The 12,873-nt window shown below is 70.3% G+C and carries 13 protein-coding genes; all 13 read right to left on the bottom strand.

Translation table 11 applies throughout. The features are described from left to right. Positions 1-5: 5 nt before the first annotated feature. The 13 genes from NVV90_RS18635 to NVV90_RS18575 all read right to left on the bottom strand — a co-directional run bounded on the left by NVV90_RS18635 (position 6) and on the right by NVV90_RS18575 (position 12,873). Positions 6-1,223 carry a pyridoxal phosphate-dependent aminotransferase gene (locus NVV90_RS18635; protein ID WP_258441235.1) on the bottom strand — a complete coding sequence of 406 codons (1,218 nt, stop codon included), beginning with the start codon at positions 1,221-1,223 and terminating at the stop codon, positions 6-8. An 84-nt stretch (positions 1,224-1,307) separates the two neighbouring features. Then, entirely contained in the window at positions 1,308-2,237 is a 930-nt protein-coding gene (locus NVV90_RS18630) for a PASTA domain-containing protein (RefSeq protein ID WP_258438726.1), read from the bottom strand. After that, positions 2,234-3,088, bottom strand: coding sequence for a PASTA domain-containing protein (locus NVV90_RS18625; protein ID WP_258438725.1), 855 nt, complete (start codon positions 3,086-3,088; stop codon positions 2,234-2,236). The genes NVV90_RS18630 and NVV90_RS18625 overlap by 4 nt, the downstream gene beginning before the upstream one ends. A 1-nt stretch (position 3,089) precedes the next feature. Then, entirely contained in the window at positions 3,090-3,563 is a 474-nt protein-coding gene (locus tag NVV90_RS18620; RefSeq protein WP_258438724.1) for a hypothetical protein, read from the bottom strand. After that, on the bottom strand, positions 3,560-4,078 hold the full coding sequence (locus tag NVV90_RS18615) for a phage tail protein (protein WP_258438723.1): 519 nt from the start codon (positions 4,076-4,078) through the stop codon (positions 3,560-3,562). The genes NVV90_RS18620 and NVV90_RS18615 overlap by 4 nt, the downstream gene beginning before the upstream one ends. Further along, a complete protein-coding gene (locus tag NVV90_RS18610) occupies positions 4,071-6,749 on the bottom strand; it encodes a baseplate J/gp47 family protein (protein ID WP_258438722.1) in 2,679 nt (892 codons plus the stop codon). The genes NVV90_RS18615 and NVV90_RS18610 overlap by 8 nt, the downstream gene beginning before the upstream one ends. Further along, positions 6,746-7,195, bottom strand: a complete 450-nt coding sequence (locus NVV90_RS18605) for a GPW/gp25 family protein (RefSeq protein WP_258438721.1) — start codon at positions 7,193-7,195, stop codon at positions 6,746-6,748. Before NVV90_RS18605 ends, NVV90_RS18610 begins: the two co-directional genes overlap by 4 nt. Next, positions 7,192-7,539, bottom strand: coding sequence for a hypothetical protein (locus NVV90_RS18600; protein ID WP_258438720.1), 348 nt, complete (start codon positions 7,537-7,539; stop codon positions 7,192-7,194). The genes NVV90_RS18605 and NVV90_RS18600 overlap by 4 nt, the downstream gene beginning before the upstream one ends. Before the next feature lie 8 nt (positions 7,540-7,547). Next, complete coding sequence (locus NVV90_RS18595; RefSeq protein ID WP_258438719.1) at positions 7,548-9,068, bottom strand: phage baseplate assembly protein V; 1,521 nt, start codon at positions 9,066-9,068, stop codon at positions 7,548-7,550. 10 nt (positions 9,069-9,078) lie between these two features. After that, positions 9,079-9,837 carry a hypothetical protein gene (locus NVV90_RS18590; RefSeq protein ID WP_258438718.1) on the bottom strand — a complete coding sequence of 253 codons (759 nt, stop codon included), beginning with the start codon at positions 9,835-9,837 and terminating at the stop codon, positions 9,079-9,081. Position 9,838: 1 nt separating this feature from the next. Then, the gene (locus NVV90_RS18585) at positions 9,839-10,045 is read right to left on the bottom strand and encodes a hypothetical protein (protein WP_258438717.1); all 207 of its coding nucleotides are present in this window, start codon (positions 10,043-10,045) and stop codon (positions 9,839-9,841) included. Between the two features lie 1,009 nt (positions 10,046-11,054). Beyond that, positions 11,055-11,546, bottom strand: coding sequence for a phage tail protein (locus NVV90_RS18580; protein WP_258438716.1), 492 nt, complete (start codon positions 11,544-11,546; stop codon positions 11,055-11,057). A gap of 1 nt (position 11,547) precedes the next feature. Then, positions 11,548-12,873, bottom strand: a complete 1,326-nt coding sequence (locus NVV90_RS18575) for a phage tail sheath subtilisin-like domain-containing protein (RefSeq protein ID WP_258438715.1) — start codon at positions 12,871-12,873, stop codon at positions 11,548-11,550.

Genomic DNA, 12,873 nt, shown 5'->3' with positions numbered 1-12,873 from the left:
CGCGCTCAGCGGTTCCGGTACGCCGCCAGGAACATGGCGATCCTGCGCACGGCTTCCTCAATGTCCTCCACGGCCGGCAGGATCACGAAACGGAAGTGGTCCGGCGTGGGCCAGTTGAACGCGGTGCCGTGCGACACCAGGATTTTCTGTTCCTGCAGCAGCTCCACGACGAACTTCTCGTCGCTGGCGATCGGGTAGACCTCCGGGTCCAGCCGCGGAAACAGGTACATGGCACCGGCCGCCGGAACGCAGCTCACGCCGGGGATGGCGGTGAGCAGCTTCCACGCGAGGTCCCGCTGGTTGCGCAGCCTGCCGCCGGGCCGGATGAGTTCTTCGATGCTCTGGTAGCCGCCCAGGCAGGTCTGGATGGCATGCTGAGCGGGGACGTTGGCGCAGAGCCGCAGCGACGCCAGCAGCTCCAGGGACTCCCGGTAGGCCGCCGTCGCCGCGAGCGGACCCGTAACGGCCACCCAGCCGGCCCGGTAGCCGGGCATGCGGTAGGCCTTGGACAGGCCGCTGAACGTCAGCACGCAGATGTCGTCCGCCACCGCGGCCGTGTGGATGTGCGGGGCATCGACGTAGCGGATCTTCTCGTAGATCTCGTCCGAGAACAGCACCAGGTTGTGCTTGCGGGCGAGCGCGGCGAACTGCTCCAGGATGTGCCGCGGGTAAACGGCGCCCGTGGGGTTGTTCGGGTTGATGATGACGATGCCGCGGGTGCGCTTGGTGATCTTGGCCTCGACGTCGGCCATGTCCGGCCACCAGTTCTCGTCCTCATTGCAGAGGTAGTGCACGGCGTTGCCACCGGTGAGGGTGACCGCCGCCGTCCACAGCGGGTAGTCCGGGGCCGGGATGAGGATCTCGTCGCCGTTTTCCATGAACGCCTGCAGCGTCATGGAGATCAGCTCGCTGACGCCGTTGCCGATGAACACATCCTCGACGCCGATATTCATCAGGCCGCGCGTCTGGTAGTACTGCGAGATGGCCGTCCGGGCGGAGAAGATGCCCTTGGAATCGCTGTATCCCTGGGCGCCGCGCAGGTGGTGGATCATGTCCACCACCACGGACTCCGGCGCCTCCAGCCCGAACGGTGCCGTGTCCCCGAGGTTCATCTTCAGGATCCGGTGCCCCTCGGCCTCCATGGCCTTGGCCGCCTGGAGGATGGGACCGCGGAGTTCATAGCGGACGTTCTGGAGTTTGCTGGAGTGCTGCATCGGACGCATGGTTGATCTTTTCATGGCATGGCTCTCCTCGCCCACATTGGCCGTGCCGCGGACATTGGCCGTGCCGGGCTGGAACTCCAGCGCTCAAAAACCTAGCTTGGTATTGCAGATGTCCGGGCCGATCTTGCACATGTTCTGCTTGGGGTCCACGAAGATGCCGATGTCCCGCTGTTCCGTCTTGACCAGGACCAGGGTGTTGGGCTGGACCTTCTCCCCGGCCTCCCGCGTGGCGCCCACCACCACGCAGCGCTGGAACAGCCCGCCGGACGAGGTGCAGGTGGACCCCTGGCTGAGGTCCAGGGTGATCTTGGCAGCCGCTGCCTTGGACTTCGCGGTCTCGATGGTGGATCCGATCATCTCCGGCACGGTGCTCTTCACGGGCACGGCGATTTCCAACTGCACGGTGGACCCGCGCCCGGCGGCTGTGCCGCCGTCGGGCACTTGCTTGACGACCGTCCCGGCAGTCTGCGCGCTCTCCGTTTCCGTGGTGCTAACCCCGAAACCGGCGTCCTTGAGCATCTGCACGGCTTCGGCCTGCGGCCGACCTTCCGTAGAGGGGACCGTGGCGTCCTTGAACAGGAACCACAGGACCCCGCCGATGACGGCCAGTAGCACTACGCCGCCGATGATCACCCACAGCCAGGGAAAACCCGGCGTGGGCTTGGGGTCCTCGGCCTTAGGCACCACCAGGGTGACCACGTGGGCCTGGTCCGCGTAGTCCTCCGGGGCGTCGTCGGCCGAATAGGCGATGAGCTTCACCGGGTAGCTGCCCGCCGCCGCGCCCGTGGTGTCGAAGCTGACCACGTACTGTTCCATGGCTTTGCCGGCGATGACCCGCAGCGGGTTGGCGATGGTGGTGACGGGAGGCGTCGGCGGCGTGCTGGGCGCCGGGAACGCCCCGAGCACCACCCGTTCGGGCGCGTCGGAGCCGTTGGTGACGGAAGCGGTGAGCGAGCCCTTGCCGTCCTTCAGGTCCACGTCCGGCGAACTCAGGGTCATGGTGATGCTGGTCATTTCACAACAACTCCTAGGATCACGGCGATTTGGAGGGTCACACGGGTGCCGGGTGCCACGCGGCTGCCTTGGGGCGGGGTCTGCAGGATGACGGTTCCGGGGCGCTCGAAGCTGGACACGATCTCGATGTCCACGGCCAAGCCCAGGTTCTGCAGGACCTGGCTGGCCTCCTCCTGACGCAGCCCCACCACATTGGGCACCAGCACGGTGTCCGGGGCGGAGACCTCCAGACTGATGATGGAGCCGGGATCGGCGCGGCTGCCGGCCGCAGGGCTCTGGCTGAGCACGGTCCCGGGTGGTTCCGGGCTCTCGACCTTGGCGCTGGACACCGCGTAGCCGGCGTCCAGCAGGATCGCAATGGCCTGGTCCTGCTGTTTGCCCTTCACGTCCGGGACGCCGCCGCGCAGCAGGAACCACAGGACGGTGCCGACGGCGGCAAGCAGCACCACGCCGCCGATGATGACCCACAGCCACGGGAAACCACGCCGGGGTGCGGGCGGAACGGTGTCGGCCGGCACCACCAGGGTGAGCACATGGGCCTGGTCCGCGTAGTCCTCCGGGGCGTCGTCGGCCGAGTAGGCGATCAGCTTCACGAAGTAGCTTCCGGCCGCGGCGCCGGCGGTGTCGAAGCTGACCAGGTACTGCTCGGTGGCGCCGGCGGCCAGGGTCCTGAGCGGGTCCTCGATGCTTGCATATGTGGGCGACGGAGGCACGGTGGCCTGGGCCGGAAACGCACCCAGCACCACGCGCTGCGGGGCCGCGCCCAAATTGGACACGGATGCTGTCAAGGATCCCTTGCCGTCTTTCAGTTCCACGTCCGGGGAACTGAGCGTCATGCTGATGGCGGTCATCTCAGCCTCCTGCTTCCGAAAGCTTCAGGACGCAGTTCCCCACGGTGCCGCAGGTGATGCCCAGCTGCCCGCCGGAGGTACCGAAAGTCACGTCCACGGTGTCGCCTGCCTCGACATCCTGCTCCGCCCGGGTGCCCTCCACGAACAGGGTGACGGTGACGTTCTGCTGCGGGGCCAGTCGGGCGCGTTTGGTGGGCGTGCCGAAGGAGAACAGTCCGCCGAACTCCTTCACCACGAAAGTGCAGCTTCCGGCGACCACCAACTGCAGTTGCGACGCCGAGCACGAGCCCCCGGATGTGGACAGGTCCGCGCCGGTGAGCCGCCCGCCCTTGGCCGCCTCCGAGAAGCCGTCCTGCCAGTCCGCGGCAGCGTCGTCGTTGCCCCCTCCGCAGCTGACGCCGAACACCAGCACCAGGATGGCGATCACACCGCAGATGACCACGATGATGATGGGCTTGCGGTTTTCCTCGTTCACCCGGCCCCCACCTCGATCTCATCGGTGACGTGCGCCGGTTTGATGCCCTTCACGATCCGCCGCACCAGGTCCAGCTGCCCGGCAGCCGGGGCCGGGACGGTCACCTTGATGTGGAAGGCGCCCGGGACGGACTCGACGCCGAACCCCGGGACGCCGGTGGCCAGGTGCAGGAAGCGGGTGAGCCCGTCCACGGTGCCGCGCCGGGCGGACAGCTGCGCGGCGCAGGCGATGAGGTCGCGCTGCCGGGAGACCGGTACGCCCGCGGCGGCGCTCCCGGCAGCGTCCGGGCCGGGGAGGGTCAGCCAGTCCAGGTCCACCCAGCGTGACAGGAAGGGAATGAGCGACGACGGCGAGCGGCCGGGGTCCGGAACGGTGTGGATGCGGTCCAAGATGCCGCGGACGGGCGCGTGCAGGTCCTCGGCCACGGCGAGCAGGGCCTGCAGCGGCGCGCTGGTATCGGCCGCCACCTGGAAGACCTCGGGCAGCACCCCCAGCAGTTTCGGGGTCTCAGCCATTGCCGTGCACCACCTCGATCCGGTGCTCGCCCGAGCAGAACAGCCAGGTGTCCGGCAAGGTCACCACGTCGTCCACCACGCGGCGCGTGCAGCTCTCCCAGTTCGCGGTGTTGTCACGGCTGCGGTAGATGCCCTTGGTACCGGCCGCAAGGACCAGGACGCCGCCGTCCGGGGCCAGCGCGCCGGACACCGAGCGCACCGGCTCGAAGCGGGTCCGGTCCCGCAGCGGCAAATTGCAGTTCACGTCCGGCACGCTCCACTGCGCGGAGGCCTGCCCCAGCTGCAGCCGCAGCACGCCGCCGCTCTGTGTGGCGGCGTAGGCGGCATTGCCCATCACGTGTACGCCCCAGCAGCTGCCCCCGGTCCACCCGGTGCTGAACTGCTCCCAGGAATTCATGAATGCGGCATCGAACTGGGTGCGGGCGAGTTCGTCGATCTTCAGGCGAAGGCAGCCCGTCCCGGTGCCCTCCGGCACCGAGCGGCCGAGCCACACATAGCTCGCGCCGCCGTCGTACTGGACCGTCATGCAGCGGATGTCTTCCCCGGCCGCCTTGACCTGCTTGAAGCTGCCGGCGGTCCCGGCGTCCGGGGAGAGCCAGACTCCGGCGGAGGCCTCGGCCGCCACCACCACGCCCGTGCGCCCGCGCACGTCCACCAGCGCGTCCACGGCGTAGAAGCCGCGGTCCGGCTGAGCCTTGTCCACCACGTTCTGCACGGGGATGGCGCCGGGATCGGTGGAGAGCTCGTAGAGTCCGCGCTCTCCGGCGAGGAGCAGCAGCGGGGCGCCCTGGCGGTCCACCCAGCAGAGATCGGCGACGACGAAGCCCAGTTCGGCGGCGCGGCGCCACGATTCGCCCAGGTCCTCGCTGATGTAGATGCGGGATCCGGTGGCAGTGGAGGTGCTGACGGCCACCAGGCCCGGATGCTTCTCCGGGCCGAAGCGGCCGGGCGCCGCCGAACGGAACGGTGCGATGGAACGCACGGTCTCCTTCGGGGCTGCTGCCTCGCCGGCCGTCTCGCCCGGACCGGATGCTTCGCCGGCCCCGCCGAACTCCGCGCAGGCTTCCCAGCCGTCGCCCGCGTTGGTGGTGCGGAACAGCGCGCCATCCTGCGCCACGAACCAGGTGTTCTCCTGCCCCTCGGCCTGCACCAGGCACATCGCATCCTTATCCGGGACCTTGTCCACCTCCAGCCGGACCCGGTCCACGTACTGCACGCCCGGCTCGGCCTCCTCCATGGCCCGGTACAGGTTGGACACCCGCAGCGGCCTGCCGAAGCCCGAGCCGTAGCTGGAGGAATCCGTGCCCAGCGGGCTGATGGCCCCGGCCAGGCGGCCCACGATCCGGGACTTCACGGCCTCGGCATCCTCATCCGGCCGGACCACCACGCGGGCGTCCACCAGCACCTGCTTGTAGAGGCCCCAGCGGACCACGGGCTCGGCGCCCACGGTGGAGCGGCGCCGCAGGTACTGCTCCACTTCCAGCCGGACGCTTTCGCGGGCTTGCGCGTTGAGGTCCGCGGCCCTCAGCGGCTGATCGCTTGCCGTGCGGGTGCCGGGCACGTACGGCACCAGCACCACCTCCACCTCGCCGGGGCTGGCGAACGCCCACAGCTCCTTCCGGGTGAAGGCACGGGCACGTGCCACTCCGCCGTGCCGCCGGGCCAGGACCTCGTAGTCGCGCACCGTGACGGCCCGGTCGCGGGCCTGGAAGTCCTGCGGGGCGCGGCGCAGGGCGTTGTCCAGCGTTTCGCCGTCCCGTCCGCCGGTGGCCGCCTCGGGGTTGCTGACCTTGGCCCCCGGAACCGGTGTCCGCAGGACCGTGAGCTGGCCTGCGCCCACGTTGCCGCCCTCGCCGCCTCCGCTGCGGTACCAGGCGCGGACCTCGGCGCCCGGGCCGGGAACAGCCGGCAGGCCGCCGGCATCCTGAACCGCCCCCGTCCACCCTGCGGACTCCTCGTCCCACCAGGCGAACATCGCGACGCCGGCGGTCCGGTCGATCCGCACCGGCATCTCGCCGGGCCGGGCATCCGCGAACGCCTCCACCTCGCGGCAGTACCGGAAGGGCTTGCCGTCCACCAGCACCGCTTCGCCGCTGCTGAGCCGCGTCCCGGCAGGGACCTCGACGGCGATTGCCAGTCCGGCGCCGGACACGATCGGTGCGTTCGGGATGACCAGGCTCTGGCCGGGTCGGCCGGTCCCCGCGCCGATCGGCACGGCGTCGTACAGGGTGACATCGGCTGCGGGGACCAGCACGCTGGCCTGGCCGGCGGCCAGCACGGCCGCCGTCGTCGTCGTGAAGACCGGCTGGGGGGAGCCGGGGACGCCGGGCGGGCAGCTGACCTGGGTGCCGCGCGGGATGCGGATTTCCTGGCCGGCCGCGCCGCTTCCGGCGGCCGAGCGGCTGAATTCGAGCATCGTTTCCGCCGTGCTGGGAGGGTACAGCGAGGTGCCGAGCAGGTTCAGGTAGACCGCGTACAGCTTGTCCGGGACCCGGTTGAGCCGGTACATGAGCGTGTCCGTGAGGTATGCGAAGGCCTCGATGACCGTGATGCCGGGATCGTGGACGGAAAGATCGGTCCATTCGGGGGCGATCTGGCGGATGCGCTCGCGCGCGCCGGCCACCAGCTCGGCGAAGCTGCGGTCGTCCAGATTGGGCACGGGGATACTCATGCTGCACCTCCGGAAGCAACGGGCAGGGCGATGGCGATCTGGTCCTCGAGCTGGGTTGTCCGGACGCGGTATTTGAGCCGGATCTCCATCACTTCCGGGTCCTCGGGAGACCGGGAAGCGTCCAGGGACAGCATGGTGATGCGGTGCTCCCACTGCTCCACGGCGCGGGCCACGTAGTGGATGGCCAGGCCGGCGGTGGTGTCGTCCGCGGGTGCGAACGCCAGCCGGAACAGGTGGCAGCCGTACGTTGGGCGGTTGACGCGCTCGCCGGGCCGCGTGCTCAGGAGCAGCAGCAGGGCCTGGCGGATCGAGGCGGCGTCCGTGACGGTGGCCAGCCTTCCTGCGGGACTCAGCCGTAGGCCGGGGACCCCCGCGGCGGCATCGAAATCCGGATGGATGAAGGCCAGCGAACGGTATCCCTCCTTGCGGCTTCCGGCGGCGCTCACGACCCGGCCTCCACGAATTCCTGGCCTGGGCGGCGCACGGTGTACTTGACGGCGCCGGGCGGGGTGCCGTCCGTGAAGCCTTCCACGGTGTCCAGGCAGATCGCCTTGCCGCCGATTTTGATGAACGTTGAGTAGCCCTTGAGGACGGGCAGGGTCTTGTTGCAGGGCTTGATGTTGAGGCCCACGTTGGGGCACATGCTGATGTCCTGGCCCTGCGGATCGTTGTCCACCAGCACCGGGGATTCCGCCACCCGCACCCACTCCTGCGAAGGGACGTTCTCCACCTTGCCGTCGTGCCCGCAGCGCAGGATGGCCTCCTTGACCAGGATTCTCACGGCGCCCACGTGCCCATTCAGGCCTCCTCGAAATCGACGGTCTTGGCCCGGATCTTCATGGCCTTGCCCGGTGCTTCCAGGACCAGGTCCGTGGCGGCCGTGATCCGCAGCTTGTCCGGCCCCATTTCCACCGTGGAGCCGTGGCCGTCCGTCAGGCTGACGGTGCGGGCACCGCCGTCGAGCACGATCTGCTGCCCATCCGCGCTGCGGAAGGTGTAGCGGCTGTCCCGGGGCGTGTTCACCGCGTTGTCCGGCGTCTGCCCGGAACCGTAGAGGCCGCCGAGCACGATCGCCTGGGCGGGATCCGTGGCGGGCAGGAGCACCAGCACCGTGTCGCCCGGGGCGGGCGGCACCACCAGGCCCTTGTCCGGCCCGGCCGCGGTGGTCAGGACCGGCGCCCACGCGGTTTCGAGCTCCGGATACGCCGGCAGCTGCACCTTGGCCCGGCCGCGGCCCTCCGGATCCTCCACGTCCACCACCGTGCCCAGGGTGAAGACGTCCGGGCGCCGCTCGGGCGGGGCGGCAGGCGGGTTGGTGGTCAGGGTGGTTTCGTAGCCGGCGCCGTCCAGGCGGTGCGCGGCGCTGGCAATCGTGTAGGTCCCCTCGAGCGAGGCGGCGAGCCCGCGCACGCGGACGCAGCCGCCGGCGCGGAGCCGCGGATCGCCGTCGGCTACGAAGACGGCGGTGACCTGGCCGGCCAACCGCACGTCCAGTTCCGCCTGGGCCAGCCCGTCCGCGAGCGCCGTGGACGCGAGGGCCTCGTTGTCCCGGAGCAGCTTGCCGCCGGCGCCCACGCTGGCCAGGGCAGGGTCCGCGGAGACCTGGGCCTTGGCGTCGCTGCTGCCCGCCGCGGCATGGTGGACGGAGGCATCGTCCGCGCGCCAGCCGGTGGTGGCGGCGCCCGCGTAGGCCGTTTCCTGGCTCAGTTCCACCTCGGCCGAGTGCAGGCTGGTGCCGAGTTCCAGCTCCAGGGGTTCGCCTTCGCCGCCGAGCCCGGTGAGCCGGAGGGTGCCGTCGTGCACCACGGGGTAGGCGCCCACGCGGGCGCTCTGCTCCACGAGCAGGCTGAGGTCCGAGCGCGCGCACTGGTACACCTGGCCCAGCCGGGCACTCCCGCCCACCACCTCCAGGCCGGTGCCCTCGCACAGAGTGCGGGCAAGGCCCGCGAGGTCAACGTCATGGTGCAGCCGGGTGAACTGCCGCTTCCGGAGCCGGTGCAGGGCGTCGTAGGCGCGGACGCGGACTTCCTGCGAGAGGTCCGCGCCGTAGCTGTGCTCCACCACGGTCACCTCGCCCACGAACAGGGGAGTGCGCTGCCCGCCAAGTTCCACGCGGAGGGCGTCGCCGGGGGCAGGGTCCACGCCGCCGCGCGCCGCGGCCGATCTGCCTGGTCCGGGGCGCCAGCTGATGAGGCACTGGGCGGGGCGGGCGAGGACGCTGAGGACCTGCACGGAGATAATGGCGGCGGTTTCGGCCGCGGAGAGCCGCCGCCGCCCGAGGGTGACGACGAGTTCCGGCAACGCCTGCAGCTGCCTCATGACGGCCCGCTCATGGTGCCTCGCCCACCGGCGGGACGGCCAGCGGCCCGTTGAAGTGGGCGGGGTCGTCGATGTTGTTGTACTCCAGCAGCAGCTTCCACAGCAGGGGCGTGCCGAACGCCTCCACGGAGAGTCGCCCCAGCTCGGCGGGAGGGACCTCAGGAACCAGCTCGCCGCCGTCGGGCATTCCGGCCTCCCGGTCCGTGCTGCCGTCGCCGCTGACCATCAGCGTGTCCACCGGCGGGGCCGTGAGGTCCACGGCGGGCAGGCGCTGGGCGAGTTCGTAGTTTTCCCCGCCTTCCTCGTCTGCCGCCTGGCCAACGCGCACGAACACCATCCGCATCCACGAGCGCAACGGCGAGCCATCGGGGGAGAAGCGGTCGAAGCGTTCCGCGACCTCCGTGACGATGCCGGGGACGTTCCAGGCCCTGCCCCACACGAAGCGGACCGACGGCGGCCGGCGCTGCCGCTCCACCTCGGCGGAGTTTTCGGCGAGCGCCCAGATGGGCCGGGTCATCTGCCGCACGTCCTGGACATGGAGCGACGCCGGCGCGAGGTCGACGTCGAACAGGAGGTCCAGGCGGAGCTCGGTGTGGCCGCCGCCGGTGAAGAGGAGAGGATCGTCCGCCAGCCCGGTGCCGGTGAGCTTGCCGCCCGCGGAGCGCCGCGGCTCCACGCCCGCGGTCCGCTGCATCACCACGGTCTCGGGGTTGAGCAGGCAGCCGAGGTGTTCCCCGGTGTCCTCGATCAGGAAGGCGACCCGTTCCATCTCAGACCGCCTGCCGTTCCTCGTTCAGCCGGGCGGCCCGGGCCAGCGCGCCCTCGAACCGCTCCGGTGGGGTCTGTTGCGGCCCGGGCGCTGGGCGCGGGGCGAGTTCGGGCCAGATGCCGCCGAGCGGTGGTGACGGGGAACGGTCCGGGACCGTGCTGGGGTGGGCGTGGGGGTGCTGTTCGGGGCGTGCCGCTTCGGGGCGCACCGCTTCAGGGTGCACCGCCTCGGGGTGCACGACGACGGCGCCCACGGCTTGCGCGGGCGTGGCGGCTTCCGCAGGGGTTGGGGGAGCCTCGGTGGGCTGAAGCGAGGTAGTGGGGATTGGGGCGCGGCGGGCTGTTGCGGCGAAGTCATTTGGATGGCGTTGTGAGGCCCGCTCTACGGTCCTAAGGAGTTCCGAGGCACGTAGAGCAGGTCTCACAACGGGAGGTTCTGTGTGTAGGGCAGGGCCGGACGCGGCGACATCTGCGTTTGCCTCAGCAGCACGGCGTGGGCGGATCCGCAGCACCGGCGAGGCAGAAGGGGTTGCTTGCGCTGACTCCCGGGGTGCGTCCGCTGGAGCGCTGGCAATGATCCGTTGCGAGGCCTGCTCCACGTGCTCCGGGAGTCGCGAGGCACGTAGAGCTGGCCTCGCAACGGGAAGTGCTTCGCTCGGCACGGCTGGTCCTGGCGTGGGTGCAGCGGGCACGCGGGGCCTCCGGCGGCCCAGCACCAGGCGGGGAACCGAGGGACTCTGCTCGGCGCCTGTGGAAACCGGTGCCGCCAAGCGCCCATCTCCCGGACGAGGAGCCGCCGTCGTGGGGCTCTTTGCCCATGGCAGCCAAGGCAGGGCCTGCGCCATTCCGGCCCACAGCCGCGAACCAGGGTGCGAGATCGCCGCAAAGTGCCCCGGGACGGCGGGGGCGTCCGGAACCGAGGCGTCCGGAGCCCGAACCTCAGGCGGGGAGCCTAAAGGTGCCGCCAGTCCGGCGTCGCGCACCAACCGTGCCCAGTGCTCCGGTGCGCCGGAAACGTCCAGGCCTCGAACATCCAAACCGAGTGCCGTCGTCGGCCGCGCGTCAGCACTGTCTGCCGCAGATACGGTGCTTGCCTCGATGGCGCGGCCTCCGCGGGGGTCGATCCGCTCGGCGAGCTCCCGCAGCCGCCGGGCCGCGGCGCCGCGCCACCGCGCCGTGCCCCTCTCGGCGGACGGCCCTCCGTTCCCCGGCCCCTCGTCAGGCCACGGGCGCGCGGGCATCATCGAGCTCCAGGCGGTCGTAGGCGATGCTCAGGGACTCGATGGCGAGGTCTTTGCCGAGGGCGTCCAGCGGGGCGCCGAACCAGTCGCAGGGCCAGGCGCCCAGCAAGTTCCAGCGCCGTACCTCCACGGAACCGGCGTCGTTGAGCATGGCGATGGAGACGTTGCGGCGTTCCACGTGCCCGTCCACGGCCTTGAAGAGCCACTGGAGCATCTCGGTCGAATCGGTGAGCCCGTATTTGAGCGTGACCGGGGTATATTCCACCTGGCCCGGGATGACGCGCACGGTGCTGTTTTCCCCGCCGGAGCGGTACAGGATGCGGTCGATCTTCAGGCCCAGGCCCTCCACCTTGGTGAAGTGGCCCTGGACCACGCCCTGGATGACGAGCTTGAAGTTGTACGCGCGGTACGGATCCACCACGTTGCCGGGCTGCGCGGCAGGGGCGGGGGTGCTTGGCTGCTGGCTCATTTCAGGCTCCTGCGTTCTCTGTCTCGCTGGTGTTGTCCGCCGACTGCATGAGCTTGAAGATCACGAATTCGGCCGGTTTCACGGGGGCGATGCCGATCAGCGTGACCACCTGGCCGGCGTCGCGGACCTCGGGCGGGTTGGTTTCCTCATCGCATTTCACGAAGAACGCCTGCTGTGGAGTAGTGCCCAGCAGGGCTCCGTCCCGCCACACATTGGTGAGGAACGCTCCGATGTCGCGGCGGATGGACTTCCACAAGGTGTGGTCGTTGGGCTCGAACACCACCCAGCGCGTGCCGTCCGCCACGGATTCCTTGATCATGTTGGTCAGCCGGCGGACGTTGACGTAGCGGTATTCGCTGGCTTCCGGCGCCTTGGTGCGAGCGCCCCAGATGCGGATGCCCTCGCCCGGGAAGTAGCGGATGCAGTTCACACCGGCCGGGTTCAGGACCTCCTGCTCGCCGCGGCTGACGCGCCGCACCAGGTCGAGGGCGCCCTGGATGGGTTCGTTGGCGGGTGCCTTGTGGACACCGCGTGTCGCGTCCGTCCGGGCCCACACCCCGGCGATGTGGCCCGACGGCGGCTGGGTCACCTTCTTGCCGGAGACAGGGTCCGTCATTACGATCCACGGGAAATACAGGGCAGTGTAGCCGCCCGGCGACTGGGGCGCGCCGATCGCGTCCTCGCCGACCCCGGCCCCGACGGCGGCGGCCGAAGTGCTGGCGGGGTGGGCAGACGGCGTCGGGCGGGGCCCGGCGTCGGGCTCTTCCGTTCCGGAACCGTCGGCGTCCGGCTTGGCTGGCTCGGGCTTCGCGGGTTCGGGCTTGCCCGGCAGACCGGAAGTGGCCGCGCGGGTGAGGGCCCCGACGTCGTCCACTTTTTCCACCGTGTCCATGATCGCCATGCGGTCCTGGCGGAGGGGATGCTCCACGTGGGCCTGCAGCGCGGCGTAGGCCTCGGCGTCGGCGTACCCCGGCGCGGCGACCATGGAGATGTCGTCCACCGCCTCGAACAGGGTCAGGCCCGTCGGTTTGGCGGCGGTTCCGGTGAGGCTGCCGCCAGTGCCGATGTTGACCACGTAGCAGCGGCTGCCGCCGTTGGCGAAGAAGCCGAAGACGGCGTTGGACAACGGCGTGCCCGCGGTGGCCTTGCCCACGTACTGGTCCACGAACTGGGTCCAGTTGTCCAGGACACGGACCTCGTCCCGATGGGCGAGCGGGTCCGGGGCGACGCCCACGAACCCGGCGATGCTGGTGCTGACCTGTCCGATTGAACGGGCGCCGCTGGGCACTTCCTGTACATAGACTCCGGGCGCCTGATAGTTCGCCAT

It is taken from the genome of Arthrobacter sp. CJ23 (assembly GCF_024741795.1).
Taxonomy (GTDB): domain Bacteria; phylum Actinomycetota; class Actinomycetes; order Actinomycetales; family Micrococcaceae; genus Arthrobacter.
This window is presented reverse-complemented; position numbering and strand designations above follow the sequence as displayed.